This window comes from Massilia sp. S19_KUP03_FR1 (genome assembly GCF_036688685.1).
GTDB lineage: Bacteria > Pseudomonadota > Gammaproteobacteria > Burkholderiales > Burkholderiaceae_D > JALYUM01.
Window position 1 is genome coordinate 119,098 of record NZ_JAQQPS010000004.1, and the last position, 17,097, is coordinate 136,194.

16 protein-coding genes are annotated in these 17,097 nt (G+C 64.7%); 6 read left to right on the forward strand and 10 right to left on the reverse strand.

Translation table 11 applies throughout. The features are described from left to right. Positions 1-24 precede the first annotated feature (24 nt). The 3 genes from V6M87_RS05620 to V6M87_RS05630 are packed head-to-tail and all read left to right on the forward strand — an operon-like array spanning position 25 to position 2,047. Entirely contained in the window at positions 25-642 is a 618-nt protein-coding gene (locus V6M87_RS05620; RefSeq protein WP_332848771.1) for an AIM24 family protein, read from the forward strand. A gap of 18 nt (positions 643-660) precedes the next feature. Continuing rightward, complete coding sequence (locus V6M87_RS05625; protein WP_332848772.1) at positions 661-1,302, forward strand: AIM24 family protein; 642 nt, start codon at positions 661-663, stop codon at positions 1,300-1,302. A gap of 4 nt (positions 1,303-1,306) precedes the next feature. Beyond that, positions 1,307-2,047: an AIM24 family protein gene (locus V6M87_RS05630; RefSeq protein ID WP_332848773.1), complete on the forward strand. Its 741-nt coding sequence runs from the start codon at positions 1,307-1,309 to the stop codon at positions 2,045-2,047. Between the two features lie 51 nt (positions 2,048-2,098). Here V6M87_RS05630 and V6M87_RS05635 read toward each other — a convergent pair whose 3' ends face one another. Further along, positions 2,099-2,605, reverse strand: a complete 507-nt coding sequence (locus tag V6M87_RS05635) for a Dps family protein (RefSeq protein ID WP_332848774.1) — start codon at positions 2,603-2,605, stop codon at positions 2,099-2,101. A 258-nt stretch (positions 2,606-2,863) separates the two neighbouring features. On the opposite strand from V6M87_RS05635, the gene V6M87_RS05640 reads away from it, so the two are divergent. After that, positions 2,864-3,328, forward strand: coding sequence for a hypothetical protein (locus V6M87_RS05640; protein ID WP_332848775.1), 465 nt, complete (start codon positions 2,864-2,866; stop codon positions 3,326-3,328). A gap of 12 nt (positions 3,329-3,340) precedes the next feature. Here V6M87_RS05640 and V6M87_RS05645 read toward each other — a convergent pair whose 3' ends face one another. The 8 genes from V6M87_RS05645 to V6M87_RS05680 all read right to left on the reverse strand — a co-directional run bounded on the left by V6M87_RS05645 (position 3,341) and on the right by V6M87_RS05680 (position 14,003). After that, positions 3,341-4,309: a threo-3-hydroxy-L-aspartate ammonia-lyase gene (locus tag V6M87_RS05645; protein ID WP_332848776.1), complete on the reverse strand. Its 969-nt coding sequence runs from the start codon at positions 4,307-4,309 to the stop codon at positions 3,341-3,343. After that, positions 4,306-4,842 carry a gamma carbonic anhydrase family protein gene (locus V6M87_RS05650; RefSeq protein ID WP_332848777.1) on the reverse strand — a complete coding sequence of 179 codons (537 nt, stop codon included), beginning with the start codon at positions 4,840-4,842 and terminating at the stop codon, positions 4,306-4,308. The genes V6M87_RS05645 and V6M87_RS05650 overlap by 4 nt, the downstream gene beginning before the upstream one ends. 84 nt (positions 4,843-4,926) lie before the next feature. Beyond that, positions 4,927-6,609 (reverse strand): alkaline phosphatase D family protein, encoded by a 1,683-nt coding sequence (locus tag V6M87_RS05655; RefSeq protein ID WP_332848778.1) that lies wholly within the window; start codon positions 6,607-6,609, stop codon positions 4,927-4,929. A gap of 66 nt (positions 6,610-6,675) precedes the next feature. Then, complete coding sequence (locus V6M87_RS05660) at positions 6,676-8,184, reverse strand: DASS family sodium-coupled anion symporter (RefSeq protein WP_442920553.1); 1,509 nt, start codon at positions 8,182-8,184, stop codon at positions 6,676-6,678. A gap of 4 nt (positions 8,185-8,188) precedes the next feature. Next, a complete protein-coding gene (locus V6M87_RS05665) occupies positions 8,189-9,607 on the reverse strand; it encodes an alpha/beta fold hydrolase (RefSeq protein ID WP_332848779.1) in 1,419 nt (472 codons plus the stop codon). A gap of 99 nt (positions 9,608-9,706) precedes the next feature. Beyond that, positions 9,707-10,840: a sensor histidine kinase gene (locus V6M87_RS05670; protein WP_332848780.1), complete on the reverse strand. Its 1,134-nt coding sequence runs from the start codon at positions 10,838-10,840 to the stop codon at positions 9,707-9,709. Positions 10,841-10,971: 131 nt separating this feature from the next. Further along, positions 10,972-11,751, reverse strand: a complete 780-nt coding sequence (locus V6M87_RS05675; protein ID WP_332848781.1) for an FRG domain-containing protein — start codon at positions 11,749-11,751, stop codon at positions 10,972-10,974. A 38-nt stretch (positions 11,752-11,789) separates the two neighbouring features. Continuing rightward, on the reverse strand, positions 11,790-14,003 hold the full coding sequence (locus tag V6M87_RS05680; protein WP_332848782.1) for a family 1 glycosylhydrolase: 2,214 nt from the start codon (positions 14,001-14,003) through the stop codon (positions 11,790-11,792). Between the two features lie 359 nt (positions 14,004-14,362). On the opposite strand from V6M87_RS05680, the gene V6M87_RS05685 reads away from it, so the two are divergent. Then, positions 14,363-15,631, forward strand: a complete 1,269-nt coding sequence (locus V6M87_RS05685) for a glycosyltransferase (RefSeq protein ID WP_332848783.1) — start codon at positions 14,363-14,365, stop codon at positions 15,629-15,631. 45 nt (positions 15,632-15,676) lie between these two features. After that, positions 15,677-16,465 (forward strand): ferritin-like domain-containing protein, encoded by a 789-nt coding sequence (locus V6M87_RS05690; protein ID WP_332848784.1) that lies wholly within the window; start codon positions 15,677-15,679, stop codon positions 16,463-16,465. Here V6M87_RS05690 and V6M87_RS05695 read toward each other — a convergent pair. Beyond that, positions 16,431-16,979 carry a M23 family metallopeptidase gene (locus V6M87_RS05695; protein ID WP_332848785.1) on the reverse strand — a complete coding sequence of 183 codons (549 nt, stop codon included), beginning with the start codon at positions 16,977-16,979 and terminating at the stop codon, positions 16,431-16,433. The genes V6M87_RS05690 and V6M87_RS05695 overlap by 35 nt on opposite strands. Between the last annotated feature and the right edge of the window lie 118 nt (positions 16,980-17,097).

Below are 17,097 nucleotides of genomic sequence, written 5' to 3' on the forward strand. Positions count from 1 at the left end.
GAGGCATCAACCGAGGAGCAATCTGTGACGCGTTTTCGCACCAATACCGACCGGCTGCTGGAAGTGAACCTGCAAAACGAAAAGGTCTACGCCATCGCCGGCGCGATGGTCGCCTACACCGGGGCCATCAAGTTTGAAAAGTCGCTGCTGGGCGGCGAAGGCATCTTCGGCGCGCTCAAGCGCAAGGCCACCAATGAGGGCATGCAGATCATGCAGGCGTCCGGCACCGGCAATGTGTTCTTTGCCCACAACGCGGCCGAGATATCCGTGATTCCCCTGAACGGTGAAAAGCTGACCATTGAAAGCTCCAGCCTGCTGGCCTACGACACGGCGCTGAAAACCGGCACCAGCTTTTCGGGCCTGCGCGGCGCGGCGTCGGGCCAGGGTCTGTTCAGCACCACGGTCGAAGGGACCGGCAATATAGCCGTCATCTCGCGCGGCAATCTGATCATGCTGGAAGTGACGCCGAACACGCCGCTGCACGTCGACCCGGACGCCTTCGTCGGCTTCAAGGGCGCTATTCGCCAGGAATTCGTGTTCGACGTCAACTGGCGCACGATGGTCGGGGAAGCCTCCGGCGAATCGTACCAGCACAAATTCACGGGCCAGGGCGTGGTGTTCATCCAGCCTGCCGAGCGCTAACCGAGATCGAGGAATTCCATGCCCGTCTACCGGCAAATCAACGAAAAAATGATCGAGGTCGAACTCGTCAATGAAGAAGTGCTGGCCATGAAGGGCGCCATGATCGCCTACCAGGGCCAGGTCAATTTCAGTCGCGCCTTTCTGGCCGGCGAAGGCGTGCAGGGCCTGGCCATGCGCGCCGCCACCGGCGAAGGCCACACGCTGATGAAGGCGGCCGGCAGCGGCAAGGTCTGCTACGCGCATGCAGGGCATTTCGTGACCATCATCCCGGTCGCCGGCGACACGCTGTACGTGGAAGCGGACAACCTGCTGGCCTACGATGCGCGCCTCCAATCCGGCACCATGTTCCTGGGTAACCAGGGCGGCGTGTCGGGCGTGCTGCGTGGCGCCGTGTCGGGCCAGGGCCTGTTCACCACCACGCTCAGCGGCAAGGGCGAAGCGGCCATCCTGTCGGATGGTAACGCAATCGGCTTGCCGGTCACACCCGAGGTGCCGCTGTGCGTCGACCCGCAGGCCTATCTCGCGCATAGCGGCCAGTTGACGTCGACCATCGTCACCGACGTCAACTGGAAGACCTTCGTCGGCCAGGCATCCGGCGAGTCTTACCAGATCAAGTTCAGCGGCACCGGCACCGTCTACATCCAGGCCAGCGAAAGGTAAGCCCATGACCATCTACAATCCGGCTTCGCTGCCGAAGAACGACAATTTGAACCGCTTTTCCTTCGTGATCGATGTGCAGGAGCACATGTTCATTCGCAAGGGAAAGATGATCGCCTACTACGGCGCGCTGCGCTTCGAGGCGATGGGCCGCAGCCTGCTCGACATCCTCGTGCAGCACGCGTTCAACGCACCGAAATACATCCACGATTTTGTCGTGGTCAACGGCCAGGGCCAGCTGATTTTGGGCGACAACGGTTTTGATATTGCCTGCTACGACCTGGACAACGCGAATATGACGTTGCGCGTCGAAAACCTGCTGGGGTTTACCAAATCGGTGACCTTGCAGGAATCGACGTTGCCGGGGTTCGTGACCTTGCTGGGTACCGGCAAAGTGATCGCGTCGTCAAACGGCCCGGTGCACTTTCTGGACTTGCCATGCTGCGTCGATGAAGACGCGGTGCTGGGCTGGGCCGACTGCCCGACGCCATCCTACCGCTACGATTACGAGCACGTGAAAGGGTTTGTGGCGGCGGTCGGCGCACTGACAGGATTGACGTTGTCGGGCGAAGAAAAGCAGGTCAATTTCACGGGCGCCGGCACGGTGCTGGTGCAGTCGTCCGAACGCGGCATGGCGCGCGGTGGGGCGCTGCAACATTTGCTGGCCCAGTTACCGGGATTTTCGAAAAGCGAGCTGGCGCAACTCGGCTCAACCGCGCAACAACTGAGCCGCGACGGGCGCGGCTAAATCAAAAGACCCGGCGCAGCTGACGCGCGCCGGGTCTTTTTTAAAACCATCTCAGGTCGACGACGCTTCACCCTGGACCTGGCCTGCGCCTTGCTCCAGGAACGCGCGCAGCATCCACGCATTTTTTTCATGCACTTCCATGCGCGTCGAGAGCATGTCGGCAGTCGGGAAATCGTCGATCTGGTCGGCGATGCGCACGGCGGCGCGCGCGCTGCGGATGACCGCTTCCTGGCCTTCGACCAGCTGGCGGATCATTTCTTTTGCCTGTGGCACGTCGATTTCTTCAGTGATGCTCGACAGTTCGGCATAGCGCTTGTAGGTGCCCGGCGCGAAGTGCCCCAGCGCGCGGATGCGCTCGGCGATGTTGTCGAGCGCGTTCCACAGCTCCGTGTACTGCGTCTCGAACATCAGGTGCAGGGCCGAAAACATCGGGCCGGTCACGTTCCAGTGGAAGTTGTGGGTCTTCAGGTAGAGCATGTAGCTGTCCGCCAGGACAACTGAGAGCGACTCGACGATTTTTGCGCGGTCTTCGGTGCTGATGCCAATATCCATATTCATCGTAGGTTTCTCCGTTGGGTTCAGTGAGGTGCAGTGAGCTGCAAGGGTGTTGTCGCAATCGAGCTTAGCACTTTGGCGGCAAACGTGGCGGCGCGTGACCCGGTTCACGCTGACCCGCATGTGCAGCGTCGTGTCGGCAGCAGCTGCGCACGGTTGAGTAGTGCAAACGATGCCAAATTGGAAAGTACAGTACGATACTTCGGCATCGCGGCTGCCGCTATGGCCCGCGAATTTCCCACTGATCAGGAGTTACCGAAGATGAATTTGCGCAGCCTGCTTCCATCCATGTTGATTGGCGCCGTCGCCAGTGCCCGTTCCATGACGCCCATGGCCACGCTCGCTGCAGCCCGCGTCGCCGGGCGCGGCACGACCGGTGAACTGGTCCTGCTGGACCGTCCCTTGTTCAAATACGGGGCGCTCGCGATGGGTGTCGGGGAATTGTTTGGCGACAAGATGAAATCGGCGCCGGACCGCACGGTGTTCCTCGGTTTGCTGGCGCGCGTCGCGAGTGCTGGCATTGCCGGTGCCGCGCTGGCGCCAAAGGGTCGCGAAACGACCGGCGCAGCCGTGGCGGTGGCCACCGCCGTGCCGCTGGCCTACCTGACGCTGGCCGGCCGCAAGGAGGCTATGGCGAAAATAGGCCAGACCCGCAGCGGGCTGATTGAAGATGCGCTGGTGGTCGCCGCCGGTGCGGCGGTGGTCGCCTGGGCGACGCGCAACTAAGGCAACGACAAGTCAGCCGGCCAGGAAATGGGCCAGGCTGGCCAGATCGATATTCCCGCCGCTGATCAGGATCCCGACGCGCTTGCCGCGCAGTTGCTCCTGCATATTGCGCGCCGCCGCGAAACCCAGGCAGCCGGTTGGCTCGACCACGATTTTCATGCGCTCGGCAAAAAAGCGCATGGCTTGCACCAGGTCGTCGTCGCTGACAGTGAGGATGTCATCGACATCGCGCCGGATGATGGGAAAGGTCAGCTGGCCCAGGTGCTGGGTTTGGGCGCCGTCGGCAATCGTCACCGGGGTGTCGATGTGGACGATGGCGCCCGAGCGGAACGATTGCTGGCCGTCGTTGCCCGCGGCCGGTTCCACGCCGTACAGCTTGCAATCGGGCGCCAGCGCCCGCGTCGACAGCGCCGAACCGGCCAGCAGGCCGCCACCGCCCAGGCAGACAAAGAAGGCGTCCAGCGGCCCGGTTTCCTCGAACAGTTCCTTGGCCGCCGTGCCCTGGCCGGCGATGACATCCGGGTGGTCGTAGGGCGGGATCAAGGTCAGGCCGTGGCGTGCCGCCAGGTCGCGCCCGATCTGTTCGCGGTCCTCGGTGTAGCGGTCGTAACCGACTACCGTGGCGCCATAGCCCTTGGTGGCGGCCACTTTTGCGGCCGGGGCGTCATGCGGCATGACGATCGTGGCGGGCATCTCCAGCAAACGGGCCGCCAGGGCTATGGCCTGGGCATGGTTGCCCGAACTGAAAGCGACCACGCCGGCGCGGCGTTGTTCCGGCGTGAATTTGGACAAGGCGTTGCAGGCGCCGCGAAATTTGAAGGCGCCCATGCGTTGCAGGTTCTCGGCCTTGAAAAACAGCTCGGCGCCGAACAGTTCATTCGCGGTGCGCGAGGTCAGCACCGGCGTGCGGTTGGCCACGCCGGCGATGCGCGCGGCAGCTTGTACGACGTCGTCGTAGGTGGGCAAAACGAGGGTATTCATGCGGCTCCTTGCAGATAATTGTTTTTGACGCGCACGTAATGTTCGGCCGAATAGCGCAGCCATTCGATCTCGGCTGGCGTCAGGGCGCGGATTTTTTCGGCGGGCCGGCCCATATACAGAAAACCACTTTCCAGGGTTTTGCCGGGCGGGACCAGGCTGCCGGCGCCCAGCATGACGTGGTCCTGGACGACGACATCGTCCATCACGATGCTGCCCATGCCGATCAGGCAGTCGTTGCCGATGCTGCAGCCATGCAGCAGGACGCCGTGGCCGACCGTGACATAGTCGCCCACCGTCAAGGGCGAGCCGCCCGGTTTATCCGGCGTGCGATGGGCCACGTGGCCCATGGTCAGATCCTGGATATTGGTGCAGCGCCCGATGACGATGTCGTTGACGTCGCCGCGCAGAATGGCATTGCACCACACCGAGCTGTCTGCGCCGAGCGTGACGCTGCCGATGACTTGCGCGGACGGGTGCAGGTAGACGCCCCCGGCGAGCCGGGGGATTGCATCGAGGTAGGGGGAAAGCGGCATGTGGGCTCCGGTTGCAGTCTGTAGCCCACTAGTTTGACGGGCGATTGAACCAGACGCAAGCCATCCATGCCGCGCGCGCGTGATTTACCCTGCGATGAGCTTGCGGTTTGCCGCGCCAGGCAGCATGCGCAGCGTTTTGCCGACCACTGCCTTGTAGGTTTTCGCCTTGATGGTGTCGACGTAGCGGTACTCGGCGCGCGTTTCCGTTGGGGTGACGGTCAGCACGACGAAGCCGCGCGAGATCGTCTCCGCATACTGGAGCGGCCCGATCAGCTGTTCCATGCCGCCGGCGACAGTGGCCGGGGCGATGGTCGGGAAGTAGGTTTCGAAGCCGGGCGAGGTCACCGACGGCACGCCGATTTCCACGCCGACCGCCACGCCGTTGATGTCCTGCAGGTCGCTGGCCCAGGCATTGTGGGTGTCGCCGGCCAGCACCACCAGGTTCTTGTTGAGCGTGCGGGCCATGTCCAGCACGGTTTCACGCGCGGCCTGGTAGCCGTCCCAGGCGTCCAGGTTGTACGGGATCGGCGAGGCCGTCAATTGCTGCTGTTCGGTGGCGGTCAGCGCCGTGCCGGCCTGCAGCTTGGCCGCGATGCCGAAGTAGGTGGGGTAGCCGACCGTGCCAAGCACCATCGGGGCCGGCAGGTTCATGCGCGCCATCAGTACCTGCTGGCCGAGGATTTGCCAGGTGGCGCTCGACTTGCTCATCTGGCCCTGCAGCCAGGTGGTTTGCTCGGCGCCCATCAGCTGGCGCGTGGGCTTGTACGCGTCGGCGACGAAAGCGGCGGTGTTGAAGCCGCCCGCGCTGACGTAACTGGCGTAGGCCAGTTGCTTCTCGCGCCCGATCACGCGCGTGTCGAGCATGTGCAGCGAGAGCAGGTTGCCGAAGTCGAAAGAGCGGTAGATTTTATCCGGGCGGGTGGCGTCCGGCTGGCGGATCGGCATCCATTCGTGGTACGCCTGGATCGCCATCATGCGGCGCGCGGCCCACAGGCCTTCGGTGACCGGATCGTGGTTTTCCGCGCCGCCGGTCCAGGTGTCGTTCGACAGTTCATGGTCGTCCCAGACGGTGATGAACGGCAGGCGCGCGTGCAGGGCTTGCAGGTCGGGGTCGGTGCGGTATTGCTGGTAGCGGCGGCGGTAGTCGGTCAGCGTGATGATTTCGTTGGCCGGCAGCGAGACGCGGCCCAGGCTGGCGGCGTCCTGCGAGGCGTAGCCGCTGGCGGCGTATTCGTAGATGTAGTCGCCCAGGTGCAGTGCGGCGTCGATGTCGTCGAATTTGGCGGCGTCGTTATACACATTGAAAAAGCCGGTCGGGTAGTTGGTGCAGCTGAAGACGGCAAAGCGCGCACGCGAGACAGTGCCAGTCGGGAGCGTTTTGGTGCGGCCGGTAGGCGAGGTCACGCCGCGGCAGCTGAAACGGTAGTAATAGGCGCGGTTGGCGGCCAGGCCGGTGGCGTCGACCTTGACGGTGAAATCGGTGGCGGCGCCGATGCGCACGGTGCCGGACACCACGGTCTTGGTAAACGCGCTGTCGTCGGCCACCGTCCAGTCCACTTCCACATCTTCGGTGCCGAGCGCGGAGATGCGTGTCCACAGGATCACGCGGTCGGACAGCGGGTCGCCGCTGGCCACGCCGTGCGCGTAGTTGATCTGGCGGTCGGCCGCGCCTTCGCCGCCACAGGCGGTCAGGGGCAGGGTGGATACGGCGACGGTGCCGATGGAAAAGTTGCGGATGAAGCTGCGGCGTGAAGACGACTGGGTCATGAACTGTCCTGGTTGGAGTGTAAAAGTCGGTCCATAATAGACAGTGAGCGTGACCCGTTGATGACATCACCAGTAGCCGAGAACCTTCCACCAGGCACCGCCGACGACGGCAAATATCGCCAGTTCCAGCACGCACATCACGAAGCCGACGCGCCACCACAGTCCCATCGTCACGTAGCCGCTTCCGAAGATGATCGGCGAGGTGCCGGTGGCGTAGTGGGTCAGCGTCATCATGATCGAGGAGCCGGCCGTCATCATCAACAGGAACGGCACCAGCCAGGCGGCCGGCAGCAGCTGCGCGCCGACCAGTAAAAACGCCAGCATCATCGCGCTGATGTGGGCCGTGGTGCTGGCGAACAGGTAGTGCGAGAACACGAACGCCAGCAACAGCACGCTGCCCACGGCGAACCAGCCCATGCCACTGGCGACGATGGCGTCGTTCATGGCCAGCGAGGCCCACCCGATAACGCCCAGTTTGTTGAGCTGCTCGGCCAGCATCACCAGCGCGCCGAACCAGATCAGCGTGTCCCAGGCGCTCTTTTCCGAGAGGACGTCGTCCCAGTCCAGCGTGCCGGTAATGATCAGTACGAACAGGCCGATAAACGCCACCACGGTCGGGTCGAGCGTGAACGCGGGACCAAAGGCCAGCGCCGGCAGGTTGGCCCACAGCACCAGCAGCAAGCCGAAGGTGCCCAGCATGACTTTTTCTTTCGGCGCCAGCGGCCCCATACGTGCCAGTTCGGCTTTCGCGTAGTCGACCGCGTCCGGGGTGGCTTTCAGTTCAGGCGGCGCCAGCAGGTAGATCACCAGCGGCATCACCAGCAGGCAGACCAGGCCGGGCAGCACCATGCACAGCGCCCAGGTGGTCCAGCTCAGGTGTAAGGTTTGCCCGCTGGCCCGGGCCACGAAGTCGACCACCAGCGGATTGGGCGCGGTAGCGGTCAGGAACATGGCCGAGGTAATCGGATTGGCGTGGTAGTTCACCAGCGCCAGGTAGGTGCCGACCTTGCCCTCACTGTGGTCGGCCGGATCGGAGTGAAAGGCGTTGGCGATCGACTTCATGATCGGATGGACGATGCCGCCGCCGCGCGCGGTATTACTGGGCGTAAAAGGTGCGAGCACCAGCTCACACACGGCCAGGCCGTAGCCGATGCCGATCGTCCGTTTGCCCAGCCAGGCGATGAACAGCAGACCGATACGGTTACCCAGCCCGGTCTTTTTGAGACCGCGCGCAATCAGGATGGCGACCACGATCAGCCAGATCAGCGGGCTGGAAAAACTGCCCAGCGCATCGGCGATGGCGCCTTTCGACGAGGTGGCCGTGACTTGCGTCAGCGCCACGATGACGATCGCCATCATGGCCATGACCCCGATCGGCATCACTTTCAGGATGATGGCCACGATGGTGGTCAGGAAAATGGCGACCAGGGTCCATGCCTTGGGGGTGAGCCCGGCTGGACACGGTAGCAACAGCAGCACCAGTACGGCAGTGGTGATCAGCGCCGGGACGAGGCGAAACGGGACCGCGGCGTTGAAGTAGGCAAAGGCGGCGCGCAGTTTGGCGAAGATGGGCATCGGGTCAGTGACTGAAATTGACGCTGACGCACTGCGTGGTGGCGGCCGCGCCAAGCACGAAGCTGCGCACCTCGGCGCGGGCGCACGATTTGTCCGACCACAGCAGGAAGTGGGCGCCGCCGGTTGCCGTGAACAGCTTGACCTTGCCTGCACGGCGCAACGCGGCGATGTGGCGCAGCGCCGCCTCGTACGGCGTCTTGGCGTCCTGGGTGCCATGGATGACCAGCGTTGGTGGCAACTGCGCGGGCAGGCGGGCAAACCAGGCGTCGTGCGCGTACAGCGGAAACGGCGGGTCGACCAGGTAGCCAGGCAGGGGGCTGGCAAACAGCAGGCCGGCTTCCTCGCTGGCGACCTGCGGCGCCGTGCGGCCCGGCTGCAGGTTGTTTTCGCTGCCGCTGATCAGGATGACCAGCGGCAGCGACGGGGCCGATTGTGCAAACGTGCCGAACCCCGCCATTTCTTGCTGCACCGATGCGATCACGGCCTGCATGCGCGTTGCGCCGCCGGTGTCGAGTTCCTTGATCAGATATGGAATCTGCACGGCGGCGTCGGGCATGTCGAGCAAGGACCCGAAGAAGCGTTTGGGGTTCTTGCCCGGGACGGTATCGAACAGTTGCGGCTCGGTGGCGGCGCGCGCCAGCAGCTTGCGGTATAGCTGCTCGGTGGGCTCGCCCATGGCGCGGCTGCAGCGTGGGCTGGCGTCGCACCCGGCCAGGATGCGCCGTCCCACCGCGTCGACCAACAGCGAGCGCCGGCTCAGGTCGGCCGACGCGTCGTCCTGCAGCGGCACCAGCGAATCGAGGATGATGCCGTCGATGCCGGGCGTACCCAGCGCCACCGTGCGCAGCACCAGTTGGGTGCCGTACGAGACGCCGTAGACAAACGTCTTGCCCGCATGCGGCGCGCGCGCGAGCAAGGTTTGCAGGTCGTAGGCGGCATTGGTTTGCGAGAACTGGCGCGTGGTTGCCGGATTGGCGTTCAGGCTGGCGAAGCAGCTGCCCCATTCGGCGCCGGCCAGACTGGTGCCACCCGGCGAGGCGACGGCTTCTTCGGGCGCGCACATGCGGGTCGAGGCACCGGTGCCGCGGTGGTCGGGAATGACCAGGTCGAAGCCAGGGAAGGTGTCGCGCAAGTTGGGCAGCAGGCCGTAGAACGCCGCGCCCGATTCGCCGGGACCGCCGGCCACCAGCCAGACGCTGCCACGCCGCGTGCCGAGCGCCGGTAACATCCGGACGAATAGTGCGACCTCTCCCCTGGCGCCCGCCGGGCCGGACGGATTGGCCGCCACGATCTCGATCGCACAGCGGCTGCCGGCGAGGGCGGGATCGGTAGCGGCGTCACTGCATGGTGTGAAATCGGCCGCGTGGGCACTCGAAAGGATGGAGAACAGGGTGAAGGCGAGGGCGCAGGTGCGCAGTGTCATGGGGAAATCCTGGTCGGCGTGAAGCGTCCAGAGTAACTGCCCAGCAACTAATTGTCGATTAATAAAAACCAGCTGGCGCCGGTGTCGCGCGAACGACGCTTAGTCCGGCATCTTGTGGCGCGGCAGCGCGATGGTGAACACGCAGCCCTGGTGCGGCAGGTTGCGCACGGTGAGCGCGCCGCCATTCACGGCCACGCTCTGGCGCGCGATGGTCAGGCCCAGTCCCATGCCGCTGCGGTCGATGCCGGACTGTGCGAACGGCTTGAACATTGCCTGCACCACGCCATCGGCCAGACCGCCGCACTGGTCCTGCACATCGATGTGGATTTCGTCGCCGGCGGCGTAGGCGGTGAGCACGACTTCGGTGCCTGGGCGGGTGAATTTGAAGGCATTTTGCAGCAGGTTGGCCACGGCGGCGAGCAGCAGGTCGCGGTTGCCGGCCACGGCCAGGTCGGCATTTACCACGGGCAGGCGCAAGGTGCAGTTGTGCATTTTGGCCGAGAGCAGGGCGGCATGGTAGATTTCGGCGATGAACGCTGCCAGCGAAAAGCTGCCCAGCACGACATCGGTGTTGCCAAGCGCGCGCACGTCGTCGAGCGATGCCGCAATCAATTTTTCCAGGCCCGCCAGGCTGCGTTCCAAAATTGCCCCGGTGGCGCCGCCCAGGGGCAGATGGCCCGCCTTGACGGCCGCGAACGCGAGCGACGCGGTACCCAGCAAATTGCGCAGCTCATGGGCGAAATAGCCCATTTGTTCGCGCGCTGCGGAGGCACTCGCGTCGGCCGCCAGCGCGTCCTTCTGGAAGCTGAACTCGGTCACGGCGTCGGAAATGGCATTGTCCAGGCAGCGGTTCAGCGTGCGGAATTCGTCTACTTCAAACGGGGCGTTGCGTTCGACGGCAAGGTCGGTAATGGCCTGGCACAGGTCGCCATAGTCGTGCACGACCTGGTCGACACTCAGGCCCATGGCCAGCAAGTCTTTGCCATGCTGGGCCGCGGAAACGCTCAGTTCGGACAGGGCCGGGGCGCCGCCGGCCGGGCCGGAAATGCGGCGGCTGTCCATCGGCTGGTCGGTCTGCTCGATCTCGAGCGTGCGAATCAGCTGGCTCAGGAACAGCGGTACGCCGTTGGTCAGCTGGATTTCAGTGGCCGAGCGACCGGCACGGGCAGCGACCTTGATGCGGCAGCGGCGTTCCAGTTCAGCGCGATTCTCGGTCAAAAAAGTGTGCATCATAAAAAATCCGGGTAGCCATGCCGCCTTGGCGGGAAACACGCAGATGTGCTAAGCAATCTTGACGCCCCACCAGTCTACACCCTGCGATCCATCGTCTTGGGTTCGCTTCGGCAAAGCGTGGCCAGCCCGGTTCAGGCCGTGCTGTAGCCCGGCCAGGTGATTTCGAGTTCATAGCCGATCGAGCGCGCCAGGCCGTCCAGGTCGGGGAACAGTGTGGCGTGCGTGATGTTCATCCGGTACAGCGCCAGCATGGCTTCTTCGCGGATCGAGGGAGGCAGCACGATTTTTTTGAGCAGCGTGTTACCCGCTTCGTAGCAGCCGATGATGTCGTCGAGCGGCTTGTCGAGCACGCCCGGGACGACGAAGGTACCGGACTGGGCCACCAGGCGGCGGTCCATCTGCTCCGGCTCGCCCACCCACAGCAAGTCCTTGCTGTTGCTGGCGAAGTAACGCTCGAAGTTGCCCTTGATGCGCGGGTCGATCAGTTCGCGCCGCAGGGTCAGGTCGTTCGACGGCGCGGCGCGCCACAGCGTGGGTGTGTCCAGCGCGAAGACGGCCGAGCTGCGGGTGGTGCGGTACAGCGCGAAAAACGCGGCGACGAAGGGCGACTTGGTGAAGTCGAGCATGCGCGTGGGGGCGCCGTGGTGCTGCATCAGTGCCAGGCAGCGGATGTCATCGTCCAGTACGGCGGCGTCGAGCAGATAGTTATGCGCCTTGCGCCGGAAGATGCGCAAGGCGCGCTCTTCGCGCTGGCGCCAGGTCGACATGTCCGGCACAAAACTTTGCAGGTAGCGTGACAGGGAGCTGCGCAGCTGCCAGTCGGCGTCGGGCAGGCCGCGGAACGCCCAGCCGTTGTATTCGGAGGTGAGCGAAACGAAGGCGTTCCAGTTGGCGATGTGGATGGTTTCCATTGGGGGCAGATAGTTGACGGCCCCGCCAGTATCCCTCTTTATTGTTGCGCCGTCATGTCGGCACGCTGCATCAGGAACCGTGCCAGCGCATCGTCGAGTGTCGGCAGCAAGTTGGCGCGCCCGCTGTCGAGTGCGCTATTGGTCGGACGGGGCGCAATAAAATGGCAGTCGCCCGCGGTATTTTCTACCAGCCCGGCCGGATCGAGCCCGGCCCGCGTCGCCGCCAGGCGCGCCAGTTCGATCCACGATACGGCCGCGCCATTGGTGAGGTGCCAGACACCGCATTCGCCGTCGACGATCAGGTTCAGGCAGGTGTCGACCAGGTCGGGCACATACGTCGGCGTGATGATCAGGTCGCCGGGCGCGGCAAAGGCCTGGCCGGCGTCCAGCGCGCCGAGTGCATGGTGGACGAAGTTGTACTGATCCCACGGCCCGAAAAAACTGCTGGTACGGATCACCAGTGCATGCGACATGCGCCCCAGCACGGCCTGTTCGCCTTGCGCCTTGCTGCGCCCGTAGACGTTGATGGGCGAGACGTCGTCGGTCTCGACATACGGGCTGTCGGCGCGGCCATTGAAGACCAGGTCGCTGGAAAAGGTGGTGAGGTGGATACCATGGCGGGCGCAGGCCATGGCCAGCACTGCGGGACCGACACTGTTTTCGCGAAAGCACCGTTCGGCGTCCTGTTCGGCATCGTCGACGCGCACATACCCGCTGGCGTTGATCAGCGCCCACGGCTGCCAGGTGGCCAACGCGCGCTCGACCGAATCGGGATCGGTGATGTCCATCTCGGCGCGGCTTACCAGGCGATACGCCAGGTTGCGCTGGGCGCAGATGCGGGCGAAGGCGCGCCCGAGCGTGCCGCTGGCGCCGGAAATGAGCAGCGGCGGGCGCGCGCCATCCGCGCTGGGATCGGTGATGATGGTCGTTGGCTGGTCGGCGGCGCCGGGCGCCGCGTGGTAGCGCGTGGGGCGGCGCCACCAGCCATGTCCCAGGGCGGCGGGGTGCGCTTGTGCTTGCCCGGTTGCGATCTGGCGCAGCAGGCCGGCCACGGCCGTAGGGCGGGGGGTACCGCCGCGAATGTCGAAGGCGCCCGATTCGTAATGGCCGGCCTGGCGCGTGACCAGGCTGTCCCAGTCGAACGAGCCGAGCAGGGCCCAGGCCGTGACCGCGCGCACGTCGGCGCCCGCCGCGCGGGCAGCCTGGGCCGCGTCCCAGATTTCGGCCAGCCAGCGCAACTGGTCTTCGCGGCCGGCGTGGATATGCGCTTCGGTGACGGCAATCGGCAGTCGATAGCGCTCCCATACTTCCAGTAACAGCGGCGTCAGGCTGGTGGCCGGCGCCTCGGGCACCCGCGCCGATTCGGTGTCGATGCACGCGACGCCGCCCAGCAGGCCCGGCGTCAGGAAGGGATACTGGTCGACCCGGTGATCGAGCCAGCGTTCGCTGGTGACGTAATAATTCACGCCGACGATGTCGGGCGGGCACGGATGGTCGCGGAACCACAGCACCTCGTCGGCCTGCGCGCCATGCTCGAGCAGGTAGGTCCACAGGGCGTGGGTCGTGTCAACCTTGCCGCACAGCAGGTCCCAGGCCAGCCAGCGCCGTTCGTTGTAAAAGGCGGCCACGTGCGCCATCTCGGGTGTGCCCCAGGTTTTGCCCAGGTCGTCGGTTTGTACCAGCCTGGCTGCCGGGTTGTGCACCCGCACGGCCTGCATGGCCAGCACGGTGGCGCGGCACTGATTTAATACGGCAGCGACGAATGCGCGGTCGCTATGCTCGTGTGGGTACCAGAAACCATACAGGGCCGAAAAACGCGCCGTGGTCAGCGGTTCGTTGACCGGTGTGTAGTGTTCGATCCAGGGATAGCGTGCCGCCACCGCGCCGGCATACGCCGCCAGACCGGGCGCAAACGACGGCTCGACCAGGCTGGTGGTACGCGGTCCGCTGCCATGGTGCACCAGGCCGGCGATGACGGTAATGCCGCGCACGCGGCACTGCGCCAGCTGGGCATCGGCGACCCGCCAGTCGGCCTGCGCCAGGCCGTCGGGCGCGACGCGCTCCCACAGCACCGGATAACGCATGGTGCTCACGCCCAGCGACTGCAGCTGGCCGATGTCGTCGGGGCGCGATTCGTGACCGCTTTGCGTTGCTTGATTGAAGTACCGATCGCCGACGCGATTGACGGTGCACTCGATGCCGCCCCAGAGCGCGAGGGAGCCGGCGGGCGTGCTCGACGAATTTTGGCTCATGCGTGGTTTCTTTCGCAACAAGGAGATTAATGGTAACTGTTTGACCCGCATGTCGTGTCAGCGGGCCGCGCTTGATCAGGTAAGAGAACGCTTACGCGGGCAAGCAGATTTTGACTGAACATACGGCCTGAAAGTTCGCGAACGCCTATGACGCCCCACTCGCTTACGCAAATATCGCGGCGCCGGGAAGCGCCGAGTTGCAGCGCGGAATTGAAGACGAAAGGTTGCCGTCCTGTTACGATTGTTACAACTACTGCTGACGGAGAGTTGGTTGTGTCTACCTTTATCGAGGTGCACGGCCTGACGACGCGACAACATGTGACACTATAACCATGCCCCTCGGGCCGAAAGGATTACCCATGCCAGCGCCAACGATCGTCGTCTTTTGCCACCTGCGGTGGGACTTCGTGTTTCAACGACCGCAGCACCTGCTGACCAGGCTGGCGCGGCATTTCAATATCATCGTGGTCGAAGAGCCGGTGCGCCATGAAGGCGGCGACTATCTGAAGCGGACCATGGTGGCGGACAACATCACCATCTGCCAGCCGCACACCGCCTGTCCTGAATGGGGTTTCCACGACGACCAGATTTCGCACCTGCGCCCGCTGCTGGCTGACCTGGTGCCGGACGGCGTACGCCCGATCGTCTGGTTTTATACGCCGATGGCGCTGCCGCTGCTGCAGGGCCTGGACCCGTCGCTGATCGTCTACGACTGCATGGATGAATTGTCGGCCTTTAAAAATCCGCCCAAGCAATTACTCCAGCGCGAATCGGCATTGCTGGCCATGGCGGACGTGGTGTTCACCGGCGGCCCCAGCCTGTACGAAGCGAAGCGTACGCGCCACCACAATGCGTTCTGCTTTCCGAGCAGCGTCGACGCGGCGCACTTTGGCCAGGCGCTGGACCGCTCGATCAGCGCCGTGCAGCAAGCCAGCTTCAAGGGCCCGCGCCTTGGTTTCTATGGTGTCATCGATGAGCGCTTCGACATCGACATGCTGCGCGCGATGGCCGACGCCCGACCAGAATGGCAGCTGGTCATGGTTGGCCCGGTCGTCAAGATCGACCCCGCCCATTTGCCGCGCAACGAAAACATCCACTACATGGGCCAGGCCAGCTACGCCGAGTTGCCGCCTTACCTGGCTGGCTGGGATGTCTGCCTGATGCCGTTCGCCATGAACGAGTCGACCAAATTCATCAGCCCGACCAAGGTGCTGGAGTACATGGCGGCCGAACTGCCAATCGTCAGCACGCCGGTCAACGACGTCAAGGTGCCGTATGGCCACGTGGTGGCGATTGCCGACACGGCCGAAGCCTTCATCGCCGCCTGCGATGCTGCGCTGGCGATGACGCCTGCGCAAACCGCGCGCATGGTGCAGATCGAGCGCGACATCGTCGCCAATACCTCGTGGGACGCCACCGCCAGCGCGATGCAGGAGATCCTCCTGAGCACGAAGCGCGCCGGCAGTGGCAAGCGCCTTGCCGCCAACGAAACGCCGATCAACCTCGGCGCCGTGGTGAATGCCTTGCCGACGCATGTCGAGTTGCAGCCGGTGGCAGTGCCCGCGGGTGGCGTGTCGGCGGCGCAGTTGCAGTCGGCCGATAAAGTGAAGGTGCCGGCCAAGGCTTGATGGCGGAATTTGGTATCATCGGCATCCGTTTGACTGGATGCCCTGATGACTTCAACCCGCGAATTGCGCGCGCTTGCCCTTGACTGCCTGCTAGAAACTGACCCTGTCGTCAAGATGGCGGCGATTGCCGCCATGCGCGCGTGCGGCGCTGCCGATCCGCTGGCGCTGCTGACCGAGCAGGGTGCCATTCCCGGCCGTCCCGAGCGACCAGAACTGGTGCCCCCGCGCCTGGTCGGGCGCCGTTCGATGGTGACGGTGGAGGGCCGCGCGATGCTGGTCCACGCGCTGGCGCACATCGAATTCAATGCGGTGAACCTGGCGCTGGACGCGATCTGGCGCTTTCCCGGGCTGCCGCCCGATTACTACGCCGACTGGCTTGGCGTGGCCTTCGAAGAATCGACCCACTACACCATGCTGGCTGCGCACCTGCGCGTGCTGGGCTACGCGTATGGCGATTTCCCGGCCCACGACAGTTTATGGGAAATGGTCGCGAAAACCACCGGCGACGTGCTGGCCCGCATGGCGCTGGTGCCGCGCACCCTGGAGGCGCGCGGCCTCGATGCGATTCCACCGCTGCGCGCAAAGTTGGCGCAAGCCGGCGACATGGACGCTGCGCACATCCTCGACATCATCCTGCGCGACGAAGTCGGGCACGTCGAAATCGGCAATCGCTGGTACAACTATCTGTGCGAACAGCGCGCTCTGGAGCCGTACGAGACCTACGCCCTGCTGGCGCTGGAATACGCAGCGCCCGTGCTGCGCGGGCCATTCAACCTGGAGGCGCGCCGGCGCGCCGGCTTCACCGAGGCGGAACTGGCGGCGTTGCCGGGCTAGCGGCGCGCAGCAGCGGATACGGATTGATCGCGCCACCCACGTCATACACGCCGTAGTGCAGGTGCGGCGGGGTGCCTTTGGCGTTGCCGGTGTCACCCACGTAACCGAGTACCCGGCCTGCGGCGATGCGCATGCCCGCTTCCACGTCCGCGTGGCGTTCGAGGTGGGCGTAGTAGTGACGTTGCCCGCCCGGACCCATCACCCACACCACCAGGCCGCCCAGGCCGCTGCTGCCGACCTGCGTGACGATGCCTTCGGTGCTGGCGCGCACGGGGGTGTCGCGTTTGGCGAAGATGTCGATGCCTTCATGCTTGCGGCCCGCGCTGCGCGCGCCACCCCAGGTGTCGGCCAGGGCGCGCGCACGCACACCTTCAACCGGCACCGGCAGCGCCGCCGGCTTGTCCATGGCGACCAGGCGCGCCGCGTACAGCGCCCGTTCGATGGTCGGCTGCAGGAAGTACCAGGCCGCACAGAGGAGGACGGCGACCACAAGGGAGCGGAGCAGGATGCGCATGTCGGTAAGTGATGGCCAGTTGAATCGATCAGATGGGGGCGAAACGTCAAAATCCCAGACGCCGACAGCGCCGGTGCGCAATTCAAGGCGCGCGCTGCGTATTGCACAGCGAGCGAGC